At 39.1% G+C, this 21027-nt stretch carries 15 protein-coding genes; 10 read left to right on the forward strand and 5 right to left on the reverse strand.

Annotation, left to right across the window (positions count from 1 at the left end):
* Positions 1-5: 5 nt before the first annotated feature.
* From LPB86_RS19490 to LPB86_RS19500, 3 genes are all read right to left on the reverse strand, one after another.
* The gene (locus LPB86_RS19490) at positions 6-1088 is read right to left on the reverse strand and encodes a cell wall metabolism sensor histidine kinase WalK (RefSeq protein ID WP_230693093.1); all 1083 of its coding nucleotides are present in this window, start codon (positions 1086-1088) and stop codon (positions 6-8) included.
* 96 nt (positions 1089-1184) lie between these two features.
* Positions 1185-1430: a hypothetical protein gene (locus LPB86_RS19495; RefSeq protein WP_230693094.1), complete on the reverse strand. Its 246-nt coding sequence runs from the start codon at positions 1428-1430 to the stop codon at positions 1185-1187.
* Positions 1430-2023, reverse strand: a complete 594-nt coding sequence (locus LPB86_RS19500; protein ID WP_230693095.1) for an insulinase family protein — start codon at positions 2021-2023, stop codon at positions 1430-1432. Before LPB86_RS19500 ends, LPB86_RS19495 begins: the two co-directional genes overlap by 1 nt.
* Before the next feature lie 180 nt (positions 2024-2203).
* Between LPB86_RS19500 and LPB86_RS19505 the strand changes: the two genes are divergently transcribed.
* The 6 genes from LPB86_RS19505 (at position 2204) to LPB86_RS19530 (ending at position 7142) form a co-directional block, all read left to right on the forward strand.
* The gene (locus LPB86_RS19505; protein ID WP_230693096.1) at positions 2204-2899 is read left to right on the forward strand and encodes a LytTR family DNA-binding domain-containing protein; all 696 of its coding nucleotides are present in this window, start codon (positions 2204-2206) and stop codon (positions 2897-2899) included.
* A 46-nt stretch (positions 2900-2945) separates the two neighbouring features.
* The gene (locus LPB86_RS19510; RefSeq protein WP_230693097.1) at positions 2946-3263 is read left to right on the forward strand and encodes a hypothetical protein; all 318 of its coding nucleotides are present in this window, start codon (positions 2946-2948) and stop codon (positions 3261-3263) included.
* A gap of 142 nt (positions 3264-3405) precedes the next feature.
* Positions 3406-4140: an ABC transporter permease gene (locus LPB86_RS19515; RefSeq protein ID WP_230693098.1), complete on the forward strand. Its 735-nt coding sequence runs from the start codon at positions 3406-3408 to the stop codon at positions 4138-4140.
* Between the two features lie 10 nt (positions 4141-4150).
* On the forward strand, positions 4151-4903 hold the full coding sequence (locus LPB86_RS19520) for an ABC transporter ATP-binding protein (RefSeq protein WP_230693099.1): 753 nt from the start codon (positions 4151-4153) through the stop codon (positions 4901-4903).
* Positions 4904-4918: 15 nt separating this feature from the next.
* The gene (locus LPB86_RS19525) at positions 4919-5806 is read left to right on the forward strand and encodes a class I SAM-dependent methyltransferase (RefSeq protein WP_230693100.1); all 888 of its coding nucleotides are present in this window, start codon (positions 4919-4921) and stop codon (positions 5804-5806) included.
* A 283-nt stretch (positions 5807-6089) separates the two neighbouring features.
* Positions 6090-7142 carry a hypothetical protein gene (locus LPB86_RS19530; protein WP_230693101.1) on the forward strand — a complete coding sequence of 351 codons (1053 nt, stop codon included), beginning with the start codon at positions 6090-6092 and terminating at the stop codon, positions 7140-7142.
* Between the two features lie 7 nt (positions 7143-7149).
* On the opposite strand, the gene LPB86_RS19535 is transcribed toward LPB86_RS19530, so the two are convergent.
* A complete protein-coding gene (locus LPB86_RS19535; RefSeq protein ID WP_230693102.1) occupies positions 7150-7665 on the reverse strand; it encodes a DUF6702 family protein in 516 nt (171 codons plus the stop codon).
* 66 nt (positions 7666-7731) lie between these two features.
* On the opposite strand from LPB86_RS19535, the gene LPB86_RS19540 reads away from it, so the two are divergent.
* Both LPB86_RS19540 and LPB86_RS19545 read left to right on the forward strand, forming a co-directional pair.
* On the forward strand, positions 7732-8316 hold the full coding sequence (locus LPB86_RS19540; RefSeq protein WP_230693103.1) for a HupE/UreJ family protein: 585 nt from the start codon (positions 7732-7734) through the stop codon (positions 8314-8316).
* Between the two features lie 4 nt (positions 8317-8320).
* Entirely contained in the window at positions 8321-10654 is a 2334-nt protein-coding gene (locus LPB86_RS19545) for a M1 family metallopeptidase (protein WP_230693104.1), read from the forward strand.
* On the opposite strand, the gene LPB86_RS19550 is transcribed toward LPB86_RS19545, so the two are convergent.
* Positions 10651-13392: a DNA gyrase/topoisomerase IV subunit A gene (locus LPB86_RS19550; protein ID WP_230693105.1), complete on the reverse strand. Its 2742-nt coding sequence runs from the start codon at positions 13390-13392 to the stop codon at positions 10651-10653. The genes LPB86_RS19545 and LPB86_RS19550 overlap by 4 nt on opposite strands.
* A gap of 196 nt (positions 13393-13588) precedes the next feature.
* Here LPB86_RS19550 and LPB86_RS19555 point away from each other — a divergent pair, with 196 nt between their 5' ends.
* Both LPB86_RS19555 and LPB86_RS19560 read left to right on the forward strand, forming a co-directional pair.
* Entirely contained in the window at positions 13589-18712 is a 5124-nt protein-coding gene (locus LPB86_RS19555; protein WP_230693106.1) for a translocation/assembly module TamB, read from the forward strand.
* Entirely contained in the window at positions 18696-21026 is a 2331-nt protein-coding gene (locus LPB86_RS19560) for a BamA/TamA family outer membrane protein (protein WP_230693107.1), read from the forward strand. The genes LPB86_RS19555 and LPB86_RS19560 overlap by 17 nt, the downstream gene beginning before the upstream one ends.
* Position 21027: the final 1 nt, after the last annotated feature.

Consider the following 21027-nt stretch of genomic DNA (forward strand, 5'->3'; position numbering starts at 1 on the left):
GCGATTTATAGCGGGAGGGTAAAATAGAAAGTGGATCCTTTTCCTTTTTCACTTTCTACCGAAATTTGCCCTCCATGATGCTGAACAATTTCTGCAGATAAATACAAGCCTATTCCAAAACCAGAAATATTTGGATTGTCTTTATTTTCTACACGATAAAACCTGTCAAATAGCTTTTTAAGGTTCTGATTATCGATACCGAGGCCTTCGTCTTTAATACTTACTTTTACCTGGTCGCCATTTAAAATACATTTAATGGTGACCAGGTTTTTATTTGGAGAATATTTTACGGCATTATTGAGTAAGTTAGAAATAACAGCTCCTATCTTATCCCGATCCGCATAGATAAAACACCCATCGGTAGCCGGTGTAAAATCAAACTGATAATTAGAGGCCGAAACACGCGCATCCTCAATCATATCCACAATTAATTCATCAAGGTTAAATTTCTGCTTTACCAGATGGATTTGTCCAGATTCCAAACGGGAAATATTAAGAAAACCATTGATCATGGAGGTCATTTTCTTCAGCTGCCGCTCAGCCTTTTGAGATAGCTGCGTACTAAATTCATCTTCGTTTTTAATAGCGGTGCGTTCCAGCATTTGAATATAAGCCGTTAAAGATGTGAGTGGGGTTTTAAGTTCATGACTTACCATACTGATAAAATCCTTTTTTCTATGGCCATCATATTTTTGCGTCAAAAATAACTCCGTTACATCTTCAGCTGTATGAAGGATAGCATAGGTTTTTCCCTCCCTATTTTTCATAGCCTTATATTCATAATTGTAATACAAGGTTTGCAGCACTCCATCAATCCTGGTTTCTGCCGGAATCTCTTTTCCTGTATTTGTGATCCCCGTATTCCAAACATCCCGTAGCATTTGAATGAAAGGTTGTCCATTAAGTTCTGGCACAGCCTTCGCTAATGGCATGCCTATAATATCTTTATCCTTCCCCCAAAAAGCAAGCATCGCATCATTAGCCGCCTGAATTACGACATCTTCTGTAGTATAAACAGCGAAAGCTTTGGGCAATGTAGCAAGGACATCTAGTATTTCGGCTGCTGTAAGGTCAGGTGTAAAGCTCATATTTCTGATTAATGCGATCAAATATTTTTGGCAATTTCCATTAAACTACGCTTATCGCAGGGAAAAGTTTTTAATACTTACATATATCAGCAAAAATCAACTATTGGTGCCCTCTTTTAATACATAAACCTGTTCAATAAATGCCCGGAGCTGATCATAGAACAACAACATATTCACTACTTCATCTCCATCTACTTTGTTCGTATGCGTCAGCATCCAGGCTTTATACAAATCAAAAAGGTTGTCTTTTATATCTATTAAAGCGTATTCATCTATAAAGCTTTGCAAATTTTGCAAGGCTTGTGCTCTGTTGTAAGTTGGCTTTTCCATAAACTTTTTCATTAAATTAATCGGTTTAAGGTATCATCATTTTCAAGTACTGCATTAGTTAAGTCGGTTTCACCCAAAGCTTTTTCTACCAAAGCTCTGGCTATAGCAGGACTAATATCGCCCGCAATAGTAATGTAGGCGTGGTTAGAGTTCACATGGGTTTTATAAAATGTATGCAGGTCTTCAAATGTAAGTCCCTCCACTACCGCTTCAGTTACCAATTCTCCATAAGGATGATTCTTAGTGTGTAAATCCAGTCTTAACTTTTTTTTAATTTTACTAAAATCATTAAGGGTAATTTCCGGCTTTTTAAGCGCATCAAACATCGATAAAAAGTTATCCTTGAACTCTTCCTTTTTAGCAGAAACATTGTAAAGCCTGCTGATCAGGTTAAGCGTACTTGTTTTTTGTGTGTCCGTCTCTACACCCTCGTCGAAGGAAAAACCAGCGTACACTTTAGGCGTACTGTGGTTTTCCGCGACAATAAGGGTAAGTCCATTCTTGAACTTAAAACTAACCGGATCTTTATATATGCCTTGTTGTGCCTTTACTGAATTACTGTTCATAGCAAACAGGCTTAGTGCTGTAAATATTATTTTTTTCATGTTGTTTGTCTTGGTAGATGGTTCAACTTATTTGATGATCAAAAATAGGGTTATCAAAAGGTTTGCTAAAGAGATCATAGATAGAAAGGCATTTTTAGACGGTAAATAACCGCTGATAATCTTTGAAATCTTTTCGTAAATATTGATGATAATCTTTATTTTAGTCAAAATCTAACACCTATGAACTGCCTGATCGTTGATGACAACAGTATTGCAAGAAGCACATTAAAACAGCTGCTAAGCCTTCATGAAGACCTTACGTTGGTTGCAGAATGTGCCGATGCCATTGAAGCCACAAGAGAAATGCTGAACAGCCCTGTTGATCTTTTGTTCCTGGACATAGAGATGCCTGGAATGAGTGGTATAGAACTAGCCAGAACGTTATCTAACAAGGATGTGCTGATCATCTTTACTACCTTTCAAAGAGATTATGCTGCCGAGGCTTTTGACTTAAATGTAGTAGACTTCATCACCAAACCCATAATGCCCGTGAGGTTTCTGCAGGCCTTAAAAAAAGCGAAAGAGATTTATAAAAATAAGAACCTCGTATTTGGCAAGGCCGAAGATGATTTTGTTTTTATAAGAGACTCAAACATTGTAAGAAGGCTAAAAATTGATGAGATTTTATACCTCGAAGCAATGGGAGATTATGTAAAAGTATACATCAAAGAAAAACATTATGCAATCCATTCTTCTCTAAAATCCGTAGAAGAAAAGTTACCATCAAGTGTTTTTTTACGCGTACACCGTTCGTTTATCATTAACATTTCTAAAATTGATACGGTGGAAGGAGGAACATTGATTATCAACAAAAATCTGGTACCTGTAAGTGATGGTTACAGGGCCAATTTAAACAAACGGATTAATATACTATAACCATTAACAGTTGAACCAGCAAAAGGGAGTTATAAACCTAACTTATATGAAAATGATTAGCCTTGGTAACGAAGAATACGAAAAAACCGTTACCTCGCAATTTATTGAACTTATTCCGGAACACCTTCATGTCTTAACATCAAACTTTGATGAAGGGGCTTACGAAGTGGTTAGAAAAGAGATGCACAGAATGATTTCAACGCTTTACATTATGGGTTTAAACATCAGTTTAAAGAAGGAAATTGATGCTATTGTGAACCACAATTTAAATAGAAATGATTTTGAAACCTATCTTAACATTGTAATCTCTACCTGTTTGCAAGCAAAACTGGAAGCGGAGGAGTTATATCTTACCTTTAGTTGATTTATTTTAAATTCACAAAGCCGTAACTTTTTTATCGTTATTTTGTATTATTGTAGAACCTGTCACAATATGCGGCTATGGCTATATCCACCATGCTTTTGCTGATGCGGCTCTTAATTAAACAGATACTAATTTTTACTAAATGAATTTTACAAATTTTGGCAAGTACATCCTGCTTTTGAAAGCAGTATTTAGAAGGCCGGAAAAATGGAAGATCTACCTTAAAGCGATATTTCAGCAGATGGATTATATTGGTGTAGGTTCTTTGGGCCTTATCTCCATCATTTCTACGTTTATTGGAGCAGTAATGACTTTGCAAATTGCCTTTCAGCTGGTAAGTGATTTTATCCCCAAAACCATTATTGGTTCTGTAACGCGTGACTCTAGTATTCTGGAGCTTAGTCCAACCATCAGTGCAATTGTTTTGGCAGGTAAAATTGGTTCGGCCATTTCATCAGAAATTGGAACCATGCGTGTAACTGAACAAATTGATGCGCTTGAGATCATGGGCATCAATTCTCCGGGTTATCTTATTTTACCTAAAATTATTGCGGGGATTACTATGGTGCCCCTATTGGTTATTTTTGCCATGTTCTTAAGTATAACAGGGGGATTCCTTGGAGGAACACTTTCAGGAGCTGTTTCTGCCGCTGAATATGTGCAAGGGATTACAACAGATTTTAACCCTTATACCATCACTGTTGCTTTAGTAAAAGCATTTGTGTTCGGTTTTATCATTACCTCTGTTCCTGCCTATGAAGGTTTTTACGTTAAAGGTGGTGCACTGGAGGTTTCTCAGGCAAGTACCAGATCTGTTGTAGTAAGCTGTATCAGCATTCTTGCCTGCGATTATATTGTAACCAACTTATTATTATAACCCAATTGATATGATTGAAATTAAAGATATTTATAAATCATTTGGGGACAATGAAGTCTTAAGCGGTATATCCGGCAAGTTTGAAGCGGGCGTAACCAACTTAATCATTGGTGGATCCGGATCAGGAAAGACAACTTTACTAAAATGCATGATAGGACTACATGCTCCTGATAAAGGAAGTGTGTTATATGACGGCCGTGAGTTTACCACAATGACTTTTGAAGAGCGCATTGAAATTCGTAAAGAAATAGGCATGCTTTTTCAGGGCTCTGCACTTTTTGACTCTATGACTGTAGAAGAGAACATCATGTTCCCTTTAAACATGTTTACAGAACAGCCCAGAAAAGAAAAACTGGAAAGGGTAAACTTTTGTCTTGAACGGGTAAACCTGGAAGGCAAGAACAAACTTTTCCCTGCTGAGCTATCTGGTGGAATGAAAAAAAGGGTAGGTATTGCACGTGCTATTGCCATGAACCCGAAGTACTTATTCTGCGATGAACCTAACTCCGGACTTGACCCAAAAACATCAATTGTTATTGATGAACTGATTAAGGAAATTACTGAAGAATACAAAACCACAACGATAGTAGTAACTCATGATATGAACTCTGTGATGGGAATTGGAGATTATATTCTATTTTTGCACGAAGGCAAGAAATTCTGGGAAGGCTCAAATAAAGAGATTGCCAAAACAGATGTTGAAGAATTAAATGACTTCGTTTTTGCCAGCCGCTTTATGAAAGCTGCCAGAAAAAACTTTTAATACCCAAATAGATTTATGATAAGCCTGTTAACCCCTACCCACTGGAAAGATTATGAACTGATTGATTGTGGTGACTTTGAAAAACTAGAACGTTTTGGCAACCTTGTGTTGTGTCGTCCGGAACCGCAGGCAGTCTGGAAAAAGACTTTTTCAGAACAGGATTGGAAAAAACGGACGCATATCCGCTTTAAAGGCCGATCAGCAACATCAGGGGAATGGATTAAAAATGCTGCTCATTTGCCAGACCGCTGGAATGTAGAATATAAAAATGACGACGTAAAAATTAACCTGCGTTTGGGCTTAACATCTTTTAAACATGTAGGTGTATTTCCTGAGCAGGCCGTGAACTGGGACTATATTTCTTCATCGGTACGGAAGTTTAAAACCTCATCCCCAAAAGTACTCAACCTTTTTGCTTATACAGGTGCTGCTTCTTTAATTGCAAAAGCTGCAGGCGCAGATACCACTCATGTGGATTCAATTAAGCAGGTGGTAAACTGGGCGAATGAAAATCAGGAAATTTCGGGCTTAAAAGATGTACGCTGGGTTGTAGAAGATGCACTTAAGTTTGTAAAACGTGAATTAAAACGCGGCAAAAAATATAACGGGATTATTCTGGATCCTCCGGCTTTTGGCCACGGGCCCAACGGCGAGAAATGGAAACTGGAAGACCACATTCAAGAAATGATGCTGGAAGTAGTGCAACTACTAGATGAAGAAGAACATTTTCTGATCTTAAATACATACTCCCTTGGATTTTCTTCAGTAATTGTTGAAAACCTGATCAAAACGTCATTTCCGCAGGTTACCAACCTTGAGACAGGAGAATTGTTTTTACAGGCAACCTCCGGAATTAAATTACCACTGGGCGTTTTTGGAAAATTCAATAAGTTTTTAAAATAAGAGGATCTTCCGGCATCCACCGGAAGTTTCCTCCACCAAACTAAACCACTAGTTTATATTTTTACGCGCTTACAAGCGTAGCCTATTCTTATCAGGTTTATCAAACCTCTCCTTATTATCTGGATTCGTTCCAAATAGCAATGCAAGTATAGAGGTTATTTAGAATAATTACAAACAATAAGAGAAAGAATTTTTAAAGCCCTCTGTTAGCGGACTTTTTATTAGCTAAAAAGAATGCTATACTTGCAAACAAATACATTTACACATATCATTTACTAAAACTATGAAATTACCACACCTGGCCGGAACTTTATTAATAGGTCTGGCTTCTGTTGGCTTATTTGCCAATTGCAGTTCGGATGCGAAAAAAGCAAATGGACAAAGTAAAGCCGCAGGAGACACAACGGCTACCGGTACTGCCGAAGCACCGCCGGATACAACACGTAAGCCAATTGACACCGCCTTATTTAAAGCGCAATTGAAAAAATTGGCAAACGGCGATACTACAGGCAAATGGCCTGTAAAAAACCAACCTATACCACTTCCAGGATCGATTCTGCCTTTCAAAAGAATTGTGGTTTATTATGGAAACTTACATTCAAAAAAAATGGGTGCCCTTGGCGAATATGCACCAAAAGAAATGTGGAGCCGCTTAAATGCCGAAGTTAAACATTGGGAAAAAGCAGACCCGGGAACCCCTGTTCAGGTTGGTTTACATTACATTGCAGCTGTAGCAAGCGGTACGCCTGGTAAAGATGGAAAATACATCAACAGGATGGGCAACAAACAAATAGATTCTGTTTTGGCAATTGCTAAAATGAAGCCCGGAACAATTGTATTTCTTGATCTTCAGGTTGCTTTGAGCACCATTAAAAATGAATTGCCACATATTGAAAAATACTTGCAGCTACCAAACGTACATTTAGGAATAGATCCTGAATTTTCAATGAAAGACGGATCACTTCCGGGGAAAAAGATTGGCACTTATGATGCTGCAGACATTAACTATGTTTCTCAATACTTGACGGATATGGTTAAAAAATACAATTTACCTCCAAAAGTATTTGTCGTTCACCGATTCACTAAAAAAATGGTGACCAACTACCAGAGTATTAAACTGCACCCTGAAGCACAGATTGTGATGCATATGGATGGATGGGGTGAACCAGAACTAAAACAAGGAACATACCGTTATTTCATCCAGAATGAGCCGGTTCAGTTTACTGGATTTAAATTATTTTATAAGAATGATTTGAAGAAAGCACCTAATCGTTTAATGACACCGGAAGAACTTTTAAAATTAAGACCGGTACCAATCTACATTCAATACCAGTAATAAAAGGCTAAAAAACTAAAGTAGCCTTACGCGATGGGTTATCCAGCTTAGTGCTTTTGCGCTGTCCGTTTACGATGGCATGAATCATATTAGACTGAGAAGGATGTGCTTCAAACAAAAGGTCATTTTGAATATCAAACTGCCTAACTGGAGGTTGAGGTGAGGATTCAAAATAACACCAGGCCGCATCATCCTGTATTTCGTAACCAATATATTTTAATGCCAGCAATTTTCCGCTGGCATTAATTTTTAAATGCTTGTTGATGTAGTCAGCAATCAATGCATCCACTTGTTTCCTATCTGCAGGTTTAAGTATATTGATCTTTACTTTATCTTTATTTAAAGTCTTTTCAAAATCATCATAAAATATTTTTACGCTTACCTCAATGGTTCTTGTTTTTGGGTTCTGTTCTATTTCTGTAACACTCACATAGAAAGGATGCATTTTTTTTATCGGACTGGCATTGGCTATATGAAAGAGGCCCGTTAAATTTAACAGTGTATACAATACAAGTTGTAACATATTTGTACAGATTAGCAGAGATTAGAATATTGTTACAATATTAGCTAAAATTAGCATTTTTACCGCATGCAAGACTTCGCCCTCTATTTTGAACTAGGCTGGCAGCATATATTAGACTGGCAGGGATATGATCACATTCTATTTGTACTGGTGTTATGTTGCAGTTATACATTAACGGATTGGAGGAAAATCCTCCTATTGGTAACAGCATTTACTATAGGTCATAGCCTAACACTGGCATTGAGTGTATTAAATTTTGTTCGTGTTAACAGTGCCTGGATTGAATTTATGATTCCCCTCACCATTCTGGTCACAACCAGCCTGAACATTATTGGCCGAAAAACAAAAAAAACAGGCTCATGGTTAAAATACACACTTACTTTATTCTTCGGCCTGATTCACGGAATGGGGTTTTCTAATTATTTGAAGAGTTTATTGGGAAAAAGTACAAACATCGCAACTGAATTGTTTGCATTTAACATCGGACTGGAATTTGGACAGCTAATGATAGTACTTATTAGCCTTGCTACCTCTTTTTTCCTCATTAATCTTATAAAAATTACACAAAAAGACTGGATTTTCTTCCTTTCATCTGCTATATTTGGAATATCCTTTATCATGTCTGCAGAAAGACTTGCTGCCTTACTATAAACAAATGAATAAACTTTTACTTTTCTCAATTACTGCTGTATGTAGTGTAAATGCTTTTGCACAATCGCTAAATAATCCCGGTTCAAATCACGGTAATAAATTTGAACAACTTGGAACTATGATTTCAGATCCAAACTCTTACAGAACTGCATCAGGCGCACCTGGTTCAGCCTACTGGCAACAGAAAGCGGATTACATCATTAATGCCGATTTGAACGAGAAAACCAATATACTAACAGGTTCTGAAAGTATTACATATTACAACAATTCCCCTGACCCTTTAAGCTATTTATGGGTTCAATTAGACGAAAACCAACACAAATCAACAGATGACAGCCAGATTTTTGACGGCAGTAAGCTGGGTGATAAAATGACCGCTCAGGCACTTTCTAAAATGATTGGAGGCCCTAATGACCTTGGGGTAAAAATTATAAAAGTAACGGATGCACAAGGCCACACAATTCCATATACCATCAATCAAACGATGATGCGAATTGATTTACCAATGATTTTAAAACCACAAAGCAGTTATAAATTAAACATTTCATGGAATTATAAAATCCCGGACCGCCTAACCGTTGGAGGACGTGGCGGACTGGAATATTTCCCTGAGGACGATAATTATCTTTATACCATTACGCAGTGGTTTCCGCGTATGGCCGTTTATTCAGATTTTCAAGGCTGGCAAAACAAACAATTTAACGGACGGGGTGAATTTGCCCTGGTTTTTGGGAATTACAAAGTGAACATGACTGTACCGGCAGATCACGTAGTTGGTGCTACAGGTGAATGCCAAAACTATGCACAAGTGCTAAGCAGCACTGCATTAAAGAGATGGAATACCGCCCAAACCAGTAAAACGCCAGTAGAAATTGTAAACCTGAATGAAGCAAAGAACGCAATTGCAAAAAAAGCGACAGGTCGTAAAACCTGGACTTATGTTGCCAGTAACGTAAGGGATTTTGCATGGGTTTCTTCCCGCAGATTGGTTTGGGATGCTATGGCTACATTTGTTGACGGCAAGAAAATAATGGCCATGTCTTATTATGGTCCTGAAGCCTATCCGCTCTACAGCAAATATTCAACAAAATTAATTTCGCATACTTTAAAAGTTTATTCCAAACATACCATCCCTTACCCCTATCCTGTTGCCATCTCCGTAGAAGCCGCAAATGGGATGGAATATCCAATGATCTGTTTCAATTATGGTCGTGCAGAAAAAGACGGCACCTATACAGAAGCGATCAAGAATGGTATGATGGGTGTAATCATCCATGAAGTGGGCCACAACTTTTTTCCGATGATTGTGAACTCAGATGAAAGACAATGGAGCTGGATGGACGAGGGTTTAAATACATTTTGCCAGTTTTTAGCCGAACAGGAATGGGATAACAATTATCCTTCACAACGTGGCCCGGCACACAAAATCACAGATTACATGAAAATGCCCAAGGATCAACTGGAGCCAATCATGACGAATTCAGAAAACATCATCAATTTTGGCCCTAATGCCTATGCAAAACCTGCTACTGCGCTAAATATCCTTAGAGAGACCATAATGGGCAGAGAGTTGTTTGACTATGCCTTTAAAGAATATGCCAAACGCTGGGCATTTAAGCATCCTACACCGGCAGATTTCTTTAGAACCATGGAAGATGCTTCGGCTGTAGATTTGGATTGGTTTTGGAGAGGTTGGTTTTTTGGAATCGACCCGGTAGATATTTCGCTTGACGATTTGCGTGCCTACCGGATCAACTCTCAAAATCCGGCTTTAGAGAACATTGAAGATAAAAAAGCCTATGATCGGGACAAATACATTATTGGCCGGGAACGCAATAAGATAGCCGGTATTAAATTTGAAGTGGAACAAGATACCAACACGCTGGATTTTTACAATAAATACAACCGGTTTGAAGTAACAAAAAGTTCCGAAGAGCAATTTAAAAAGTATTATGCAGACTTATCTCCAGCAGAGAGAAAACTATACGACAGCAAAAAGAATTTCTATGAACTGGACTTTAGCAATAAAGGTGGCTTGGTTATGCCAATCATTATTCAATGGACTTTTACAGATGGAACCACTGAGGTAGAACGAATTCCAGCTTACGTGTGGCGTAAAGATGAAAACAAGCTTACTAAGGTTTTTGCGAAAGACAAAGAAGTAGCCTCCGTATTGTTAGATCCGTACCGTGAAACCGCTGATATAGATGAACAAAACAACAGCTGGCCCAGGAAAAACCAGCCTTCCCGCTTCGAATTGTTTAAGCAACAACAAGCTCCAAGAGGCTCGTCAACCGGACGCAATCCTATGCAGGAGGCTAAACGTGGGATAAACTAAAAGATTCCCAATTGCCCTTTATCATCAATCTTGATGTCCTCAGGATTGGTGATTTCCAGGTCAACCTTTTTTACTGGAGGCGCAGATGGTTTTATTTCTTCCTTCTGCTCTTCCCTACTTTCCTCTTTTAAAGCAACAGCATCTTCTGTAACAGGTACTACGCTTCCTTCAGATTCATTTTCCAAATGTTGCTCTTGCTCTGTTACAGGCTCCGCTTTTACCTCTTCCAAAGGCTCAACCTCTTCCGCATCAGTAATAGCTATATTTTTTACATCGTGTTGTGTTAACCTGTTTCCGTTGGCTTTTATCCCTTTTACGTCAATAAAATCTGCCAGCACAATTTCCAGTGTTTCCGGAATTTGTGTCTTACCCTTTAACACATCCACATATAGCTTAGCTGCCGGATTGCTGGTCATGTATAGAAGCTTTGAGCCCTGTTCATCACTAATGATACTCTGCTTACGTCCAACTGCAATGGGTTCGAAAACAAACCTTTTAACAAATTGGTTTTTGGCTTTACCTTCGTATTGCACCACGGCAAATGGTTTCTCCGCATCGTATTTCTGGATCAGGATCAAATCAGCATCAAAATGATTGCTGAGCTCAAAAGTACTGAGTTCATACCAACCCTCTCTGTGTACCTGAAGAATCTTATCATCACCATCAAATTCACCCAGGTATTTCCCTCTTCCATCCACATTAAGGCGTCTCAGCAAATCATCGTACCAAATTTTAAGGCCAGACAAAGTAGAGACCCCTTTGCTTTTGAACAGGACCTTTTTTATAGGGTACTTTGAAACAATATTTCCTTGTGATGCACGGCCTTTGATGGCAATTTCTGCAAAATCAAGATCAAACTGAAGCTTCTTTAATTTGGTATGTGGTTTAAGCTGTACGGTAACAATTTCACCTTCACCATTAGGATTAGCCGTAAAATACAATACTTTGGAGCCCTTACTGCCTTTGGTAAGGTCATATTCCTTATCCCTCGTTACACCCATTACAGCAAAACGTTTAACATAAGACACGCCACTAGCGCCATCTTTATAAATCAGATTATAAATGGTACGCTCATCATTCTTTTTAAATACTGCGGCATATAATATTCCCTTTCCAACAAAGGTTTTATCTGCCACCTTAGTAATGATGCATTTTCCATCCTCACGAAAAACAATGATTTCATCAAGATCAGAACAATCGGCAATAAATTCGTCCTTTTTAAGACCAGTTCCAATAAAACCGTCTTCTCTGTTTAAGTAAAGTTTAACGTTGGCAAGCGCAACTTTGGAAGCCTCAACACGGTCAAACAGTCTGATTTCTGTTTTACGCTCACGGCCTTTTCCATATTTATCTTTTAAGCGCTGAAACCAGGCGATTGCAAAATCATTTAAATGACGTAAATGATTTTTAACCACTTTGATTTCATCCGCAAGTGCTTTCATCTGCTCATCCGCTTTTTTAACATCAAAACGGGTAATGCTGCTCATTGGTTTATCAATAAGCTTTTTCAAATCTTCAGGCTGTATTTCCCGGTAGAGCTGGGCTTTAAAAGGATCAAAAAGTTGATTCAGTACTTCTACTACCATGTCAAAATTTACAGAATTTTCGTACGCTGCATTTTTGTACATACCCTCCTGAATAAAAATCTTTAACAAGGAACTGAAAAAGATTCTTTCTTCAAGCTCATGCAGTTTGATCTCCAATTCTTTTTTAAGCAGTTCTTTAGTAAATAATGTATTCTGTGTAAGAATGTCATTTACTGTTAAAAACTGAGGCTTATCATCCTTAATGATACAGGTATTGGGCGAAATAGAAACCTCGCAAGAGGTAAATGCGTATAAAGCATCTATAGTTACATCAGGAGAAATACCCGGCGCCAGATGAATGACAATTTCAACATGCGCAGCAGTATTGTCTTCAATCTTCTTGATTTTTATCTTTCCCTTATCATTTGCAGTCAGGATGCTATCAATGACTGAACCAGTAGTCGTACTATAGGGAATTTCAGTGATAACTAAAGTCTTTTTATCCTTCTCTGTGATTTTTGCCCGTACACGGATCTTTCCTCCTCGCATACCCTCATTGTAAGCAGAAAAATCTGCCATGCCGCCCGTAAAGAAATCCGGCACAATATTAGGCCTGCTGCCCCTAAGTACCTCCATAGAAGCATCCAGCAACTCTACAAAATTATGGGGCATTACCTTAGTGGCCAAACCTACTGCAATTCCTTCTGCTCCCTGGGCCAATAACAACGGGAATTTTACCGGAAGTGTGAGAGGCTCGTTATTCCGGCCATCATAACTCAGCTGCCAGGTTGTAGTGTCAGGATTAAATACAACCTCATTTGCGAACTTAGATAAACGTGCTTCAATATAACGGGGTGCCGCAGCGTTATCTCCTGTAATTGGATCGCCCCAGTTACCCTGGCAATCAATTAGAAGATCTTTCTGTCCAATTTGAACCATGGCATCACCGATGGATGCATCACCATGCGGGTGATATTTCATGGTGTTTCCGATCACGTTTGCGGCTTTATTGAAACGTCCGTCATCCATTTCTTTAAGTGAATGAAGAATCCGGCGCTGTACAGGTTTCAATCCATCATTGATATGAGGTACAGCACGATCTAGAATTACATAAGATGCATAATCGAGGAACCAGTTTTCGTAAAGTCCGTTAATTGGTGTTACGGTATGCTTGTTTTCGTCGCTTTTATGGTCTTCTATTTCGTCGCTCATTCAAAAATCTGTTGGATTGCGTAAATATAAGTGTTGAATTGCAAAATCAGAACAGGAAGTTTCAAACACTTCTTAACAATTGTAAGAAACAAATGCACACATGAGATTGTAGATATAATAAATGTCACCTTAGAATAATATTCAGGGTGTTCGGTGGCATGATTTTAGATATTCACATTTTCAAAAATATCATACATTGAATAAATTCGTACGTACAAGCTTAAAAGTTATACTTTGGATAATTGCAAGTATTATAATGCTGGTTGTCCTCATTGCGATTTCTCTAAACATCCCAGCCGTTCAAAACTTTGTAAAAGATAAAGCAATTGGTTATTTAAAGAACAAAACACATACAGAGGTAAGCCTGGAGAGTGTTAAAATAGCATTACCTAAAGATGTTGTGCTCAACAAGTTTTACATCGAAGATAAAAAAGGAGATACTTTATTATATGCCGAAAAATTAGCGGTAGACATCAGCCTGCTAAAGTTACTTAGCAATAAGGTTGAAATCAACAATATTCAGCTGGATAAGATTAGGGCAAACGTAACACGCATTAATCCTGATACCACCTTTAATTTCTCCTTTTTAGTGGACGCTTTTATGTCCGAACAGAAAAAACCTGATGAAGTAGTGGAAAAGGACAGCACCTCCACAATGAAGTTTTCCCTCAATAAAATAAGTCTCACAGATATTGGAATAGTTTACCGTGATGACGTTGCCGGAAATGATGTAAAGCTCCAATTAGGCGAATTTAAAACCGATATCAAGAATTTTGATATGGAGAAACAGCACTATGTAATCAATGACATCAGCTTGAAGAATACCAGCCTGTCCTATCTGCAGCAAAAACCATTAACAGTGCTCGCTGCGCAGCTTGAAAAAAGTATAGACACCGCAAAAACTGAAAGCGGAAAACTGCCATTGGTAGAAATCGAAGACTTCTCTTTCGAAAACGTTAAGGTTAATTTTAACGACATGATCTCTAAAACAAGTGCAGCATTAAACTTAAACGACCTTAATGCCGCCAATTTGTTTATAGACCTGACCAATGGCATTTATAAAGCTGAAGAGGCAAAGCTTAACAATAGTAAAATCGACTTCAACGCTATGGCGGCGAATGCCAAAGGAAACTTAAACATCAATGAACTTGCCATCTCAAAGCTGGCAGCAGATTTAAATAAAGGCAGTTATACCCTGGATGAGGCAATATTGAACAAATCAAACGTAGCATTTGCATTTAAACCTGCAACGGCAACTAAGACTGCAAGCAAGACTGCTGATACAGCCGTTACCGAAGCACCATTATCACTTCTGGTAGGCAAACTGAGCCTGGCAGAAAACAGTATCAAATTTGACAACCTGGCGGCAAAACCAACAAAAGGAATGGACTTTAACCATTTACAAATTGGCGGTTTAGGTCTCGTAGCAGAACAATTAGCTTACAATGCGACAGGCGCAAAAGTACTGGTGAAATCTGCGGGTTTTAAAGAAAAAAGCGGTTTTCAATTGAATCAACTTCAGGGAGATGTGGTCTATTCTGATAAAGCCATACAAGTAAAAAACCTAGTTGCAAAAACCCCAAACACCAGCATTGAAAACAATACACAGCTAACCTATACCTCACTGGAAGACCTAACCAAACATCCGGAAAGGGTTAAAATAACCATGGGTATTAAAAACACTACCATTGGGCTTAAAGATGGTACTTATTTTAGCGATGCCATTCCGGCTAGCTATCGCAATGAGAAGATCAAGTTAAATGCAAGTGTAAGTGGCTACATGAATAACTTAAACATTCCTAAGTTTCAACTTAGCGGATTAAAAAGCACGAATATTGATGTTAGTGGAAACATTAAAGGCTTGCCGGATATAAATAAGCTATATGCTGACCTCACCATCAAAAGGTTCTCTTTAACTAAAAGCGATCTATTAGTTGTTATCCCTAAAAATACCCTGCCTTCAAATATACAGTTACCAAATGCCATTAGCGCAAACGGAAAGTTTAAAGGCTCCTTAACTGATTTTAATACTGGTTTTAATATCAATACCGATATGGGCGGCGCCAAATTGCTGGCTACCATGAATGGGCCAAAAGGTAAAGAACGTTACTCCGCAAATTTATTGCTCAATAACTTTAATGTTGGCCGTCTTTTAAAGATGCAGCCAACGCTCGGCAAAATCACAGTTAAAGCAAACGTAAACGGAACAGGACTAGATGCTAAAAAAGCTGTTGCAAAGGTAAATGCGCAGGTAGTAAGTGCTTATTACAACAAATACACTTATAAAAACCTATTGCTAAGCGGCACGTATGCGGCACAAAAACTAAACCTCAAAAGCAGTATGGCAGATACGAATGCCAATTTTAGCCTAACAGCTTTTGCAGATATAGCAGGTAAGTATCCGGCGGTAAAAGCCGACTTGAACCTTAAGCAAGTAGACTTACAAAAACTAAATTTCAGTACTACTGAATTCAGGCTGGCAGGATTGGTAAAAGCAGACATTAAAACCGCGGACCCTGATTATTTAAATGGAGATGTAAGTATCCGCGGATTGCAAATGGTAAAAGAAGGACAGAAATTTACCCTGGATACCATAGACGTTCATTCAGAAGCAACGGCAGAGCGCAACCTCTTATCGCTTAAATCTGAAATATTAAATGCCCGTGTAGATGGTAAATACCAGCTTACCAACCTGGCTGGTGCGGTGATTAACCAGATCAATAAATATTATGCTTTTGGCGAGGTCGCAAAAATCCCGGACCAAAGGTTTAGGTTTGATGTAAAAATCCACAACCCTAAATTTATCAAAAACTTTGTACCTTCTTTAACGGCCTTTTCCCCTTCTTATATGAACGGCTTGCTGGATACACAGAAAGACAGTTTGGTAATGAATGCATGGTTTCCACAGGTAGTTTATGGAGATTATAAAGTAGACAGTACCCGCTTAACGGTAAACAATGACAACAATCAACTCAACTACAAACTATTGGTTGGTCATGTTCAAAGTCCCTCACTTGCCCTTTATAACACAGAGTTGAGCGGTCAGGCTGTAAATAACCTGCTTGGTGTAAACCTGTTTGTAAGAGATAGTCAACTTAAAGACAAATACCGTCTTGCAGGAACCTTTAAATCCATCAACAAAGATTACCAGTTCAGTTTTGACCCCGACAAATTGTTGCTGGATTATCAAAAATGGGCCGTGGCGCCAGAAAACTACCTTCAATTTGGTGCTTCCGGTATTCTTGCTCATCAATTTAACCTGAGCCAGGGTGGCCAGTTACTGAGCATTAACAGTTCAGACAACACGCCAAATTCTCCGTTAAAAGTAGAATTTAAAAATTTCAGAATAGAAACACTCACTAAATTTGCTGCACAGGACACCGCATTAGCAGGGGGAAATATCAATGGAACTGTAGATGTAAAAGACTTAACCAGCAGTCCTAAATTCACGGCAAACCTTACGGTAGATCAACTGCGTTATCAAAAAGACCAGCTGGGCACCTTGCGTATTGCAGTCAACAACAATACAGCGAATGCTTTTGAAACCAACATTGCACTGAGCGGGGTACATGAACTAAGGGTAAATGGTTTTTATTACACCAATACAGAAAATGCATTAGACCTCACATTAAACATAGACAAAATTGACCTTAAAGCGGTAGAAAGCCTTTCAATGGGACAAATACGTCAGGGGTCCGGAACAGTAACCGGACAAATGAGTGTTAAAGGGGCAATAGCAGCTCCAAAAGTATTGGGAGAACTGAAATTTAATCAGGCAGCCTTTAACGCAGCTTACGTAAACTCCTATTTCCGCATCCCTGATGAAACGGTAAGTTTCACCAATACTGGTATTACTTTCGACAGTTTTACCATCCTTGACTCTCTCAATCAAAAAGCAATTATAAACGGAGGCATCCGCACCACAAACTATTCGGATTTCAGGTTCAACATGGATATTAGCACTGACAATTTCAGGGCATTAAATTCTACTGCGGTAGATAACGATATGATCTATGGAACTGTATTTTTAACCAGCAACATTAAGGTACGTGGAGATCTGAATCAGCCAGATGTAAACATGAACATCAGGGTAAACAAAGGCACTAAGTTTTACTTCGCCGTTCCTACGGAAGATCCATCAGTGATAGATCAGGATGGTATTGTACAGTTCATCGATGCGGATGCGGCACCTTACAACGGACAAAAACCTTTAAAAGCAGACAGCATCAGTAAAGCGCCTATTAAAGGCATTAACCTTACAGCCAACGTAGTTATTGACTCTGCAGCAGAACTCAACGTAGTGGTTGACCCACAAAACGGAGACATCCTGCGCGTAAAAGGTAACGCAAATCTTACCGCCACAATGGATCCTAGTGGCAAAACCAGTTTAACCGGACGCTACCAGATCTCTGAAGGCTCTTACCGTTTAACGGTAGCACCTTTGGGACAAAGGCCATTTAAACTCGTTAGCGGAAGTTCTATTGTTTGGACGGGCGATCCAATGAGTGCCAATGTGAACCTTACTGCCTTATACGAAGTTAATGCTGCTCCTATTGATTTAATCAATGAGCCCGACAACGTGCAGGCAAAGACAAAACTTCCCTTCCAGGTTTACCTGATGATGAAAGACGAGTTGCTTAAGCCTACCATTTCCTTTAGACTGGATTTACCGGAAAATGAACGTGGCGCATTAGGAGGTACAGTATACACCAAACTGCTTAATGTAAACAGGGATGAAAATGAGCTAAACAAGCAGGTATTCGCATTACTTGCGCTAAATCGTTTCATTGCAAATAATCCATTCCAAAGTCTTGCCGGTGGCGGAGGCGGGGTCTCTACCCTGGCCCGTTCAAGCGTAAGCAAGCTCTTGACTGAACAATTAAACAACCTGGCTTCAGATTTAATTCAGGGGGTACAGCTTAATTTTGGTGTAAATTCTTCAGAAGATTATTCTACCGGGGCGCTGGAGCAGAAGACAGACCTGGAAGTAGGTTTATCTAAACGTTTGCTCAATGACAGACTAACCGTAACCGTAGGTAGTTCATTTGGAATAGAAGGGCCACAAACCCAAAGTTCAAACTCTACCAATATTGCTGGTAATGTGAATATAGAATATGCGGTTAGTGCAGATGGAAGGTATCGTTTACGTGCATACAGGCGCAATCAGAACGACGCCGTAATACAAGGGCAGATCATAGAAACAGGCCTCGGATTTGCGCTTGTTGTAGATTATAACAAATTTAGGGAGATCTTCCGAAAAAGATCAAAAAGAAACAATGCGGATACAGAACAGAAACCAAAGAATGAGAGGAATAATTAAAACCAGCCTATTTGTACTAGTTTGTTTAATTTGGGCTGCCTGCAGCAGCACTAAAGGTTTAAAACCCGGACAAATTTTATATACAGGAGCCGAGGTTAAAATTAACCCCGATTCTACCCATAAAATTGACAGCCAAAAGGACGTTAAAACGGCATTGTTAAGTCGCGCCAGACCAAAACCAAATAAGTCTTTATTAGGCATTAAATTTAAGCTTTGGGTTTACAATACCGTAGGCGAACCTAAAAAACCGAAAGGCCTTAAGCATTGGTTAAGGACTAAATTTGGAGAGCCACCTGTATTATTAAGCCAGGTAAAACTGCAATACAACAACGATGTAATGACAAGCTTTCTGATTAGTCAGGGCTATTTACAATCGCTGGTAACCGGCGATACCGTTGTAACTGGTAAAAAAGCAAAAGCCGTTTATACCGCAAATACTGGCAACCGCTATAAAATTAACAGCATTAGCTTTCCGGAAGATACCACTGGCATAGCCAGGATTGTAAACCAGCACAAAGAAAATACGCTAATTAAAAAGGGGGATTTTTACGACCTTGACGTCTATAAAAACGAACGCATCAGGATAGACAATGACCTGAAAGAAGAAGGCTATTTCTATTTCAGTCCAGATTACCTGATTATACAGGTAGACAGCACCATAGGCAAAAGCCTTGTTGATATCCGTGTAAGGGTTAAAACGATAGCACCCGATGCAGGGTTAAAACCGTACACCATAAAAAACATAAATATTTACCCTAATTACACACTTAGGAGAGATAGCGTATTAAGAAGGTTAAAACCCTTACAATACAACGATTTTAACATTTATGACAACCGGAATACCTTTAAACCAAGAGTATTTGACCGTTTGGTTTTCTTTAAAAAAGGAGAAATTTACAACCGTACAGACCACAATCAATCTTTAAACAGGATGGTAAATATTGGTGCTTTTCAGGATGTAAGAGCAGAATTTTTACCCTTAGATAGCTTTAAAAACGATGAACTTGATTTGAACATTTACCTTACGCCTTTAAAGAAAAACTCACTAAGCTTCTCTGTTACAGGAACCAGCAAGTCTAACAATTTTGTAGGTTCTGAGGTGCGGATTACACAAACTACAAGAAACCTATTTAGAGGTGCAGAACAGCTTGATGTAAGTGTAAGTGGAGGCTTTGAAACCCAAACCGGCGGCGGTGTAGATCAAAATTTAAACTCCTACTCCCTCACCGGAGAGGCGAAACTGACCTTCCCCAGGTTTATTGTACCATTTTACAAACCCAGCAGTACCACTGCATTTATACCAAAAACAGTAACCTCATTATCTTACCAATTGCTGAACAGAAATTCATATTACAGGCTCAATTCCTTTAAAGGTCAGTTTGGGTACAATTGGAAAGAAAACCAGTACAAAGAGCACAACTTTAATCCTATCTCTCTTAACTATGTAACTTCTGGAATTCTTGCTGCTGATACGGCAAAACTATACAATGAGAACCCAGGTTTAAAAACAACTTTAGAACCTCAGCTGATTATTGGAAGCACGTATAACTTTACCTATACCAACCAAATGGAAGAGTCGCGCAGAAACAACCTTTATTTTAACGGAGGCATAGAAACTGGTGGAAACGTGTGGGGGCTGTTTGTAAAGAAAAATGCCGATGGTGGCAGGTCACTTTTTAACACCAACCTAACCCAGTTTGTAAGGTTGGAAACTGATTTAAGAGATTACTATAAAATTACCCGGAATTTAATATGGGCCAGCAGGCTTAACCTGGGTTATGGTTACGCCTACGGCGGAAGCACCTCATTACCTTTTACCCGCCAGTTTTTTGCAGGAGGAAGTAACGATGTGCGTGCATTTCCAGCCAGAACCCTGGGTCCCGGTACTTATAAAAACAATGCCACCACTGCCTTGGCAGATCAGGGAGGGGACATCAAGATCATGCTCAATACAGAACTGAGGTTTAAACTGGTCAGCATTTTATATGGTGCCCTCTTTGCCGATGCAGGAAATATTTGGCTTAGAAAAGAAGACGTAGGCAGGCCCGCAGGTCCAGGTGTTGCAGCTACACCCGGCAGGCCAGGCTCTGGCTTTAAACTAAGTAATGCACTTGATGAACTTGGTGTAGGCACCGGCGCTGGATTACGTGTTGATGCTAAAATACTGGTAGTTCGCCTTGATGTGGCCTTCCCAGTACGAAAACCTTACCTTGCCCCCGGAGAACGTTGGGTATTTGATGAAGTTTCATTTGGCAATAAAGAATGGAGAAGAGATAATCTGGTTTATAACATCGGTATTGGTTACCCATTTTAAC

This window comes from Pedobacter sp. MC2016-14 (assembly GCF_020991475.1).
In the GTDB taxonomy this organism is placed as follows: Bacteria; Bacteroidota; Bacteroidia; order Sphingobacteriales; family Sphingobacteriaceae; genus Pedobacter.

What these genes read in the sequence shown, in the direction of transcription:
- LPB86_RS19490 (WP_230693093.1), bottom strand. Translation starts at nt 1,088, where the DNA reads ATGAGCTTTACACCTGACCTTACAGCAGCCGAAATACTAGATGTCCTT.
- LPB86_RS19495 (WP_230693094.1), bottom strand. Translation starts at nt 1,430, where the DNA reads ATGAAAAAGTTTATGGAAAAGCCAACTTACAACAGAGCACAAGCCTTG.
- LPB86_RS19500 (WP_230693095.1), bottom strand. Translation starts at nt 2,023, where the DNA reads ATGAAAAAAATAATATTTACAGCACTAAGCCTGTTTGCTATGAACAGT.
- LPB86_RS19505 (WP_230693096.1), top strand. Translation starts at nt 2,204, where the DNA reads ATGAACTGCCTGATCGTTGATGACAACAGTATTGCAAGAAGCACATTA.
- LPB86_RS19510 (WP_230693097.1), top strand. Translation starts at nt 2,946, where the DNA reads ATGAAAATGATTAGCCTTGGTAACGAAGAATACGAAAAAACCGTTACC.
- LPB86_RS19515 (WP_230693098.1), top strand. Translation starts at nt 3,406, where the DNA reads ATGAATTTTACAAATTTTGGCAAGTACATCCTGCTTTTGAAAGCAGTA.
- LPB86_RS19520 (WP_230693099.1), top strand. Translation starts at nt 4,151, where the DNA reads ATGATTGAAATTAAAGATATTTATAAATCATTTGGGGACAATGAAGTC.
- LPB86_RS19525 (WP_230693100.1), top strand. Translation starts at nt 4,919, where the DNA reads ATGATAAGCCTGTTAACCCCTACCCACTGGAAAGATTATGAACTGATT.
- LPB86_RS19530 (WP_230693101.1), top strand. Translation starts at nt 6,090, where the DNA reads ATGAAATTACCACACCTGGCCGGAACTTTATTAATAGGTCTGGCTTCT.
- LPB86_RS19535 (WP_230693102.1), bottom strand. Translation starts at nt 7,665, where the DNA reads ATGTTACAACTTGTATTGTATACACTGTTAAATTTAACGGGCCTCTTT.
- LPB86_RS19540 (WP_230693103.1), top strand. Translation starts at nt 7,732, where the DNA reads ATGCAAGACTTCGCCCTCTATTTTGAACTAGGCTGGCAGCATATATTA.
- LPB86_RS19545 (WP_230693104.1), top strand. Translation starts at nt 8,321, where the DNA reads ATGAATAAACTTTTACTTTTCTCAATTACTGCTGTATGTAGTGTAAAT.
- LPB86_RS19550 (WP_230693105.1), bottom strand. Translation starts at nt 13,392, where the DNA reads ATGAGCGACGAAATAGAAGACCATAAAAGCGACGAAAACAAGCATACC.
- LPB86_RS19560 (WP_230693107.1), top strand. Translation starts at nt 18,696, where the DNA reads ATGAGAGGAATAATTAAAACCAGCCTATTTGTACTAGTTTGTTTAATT.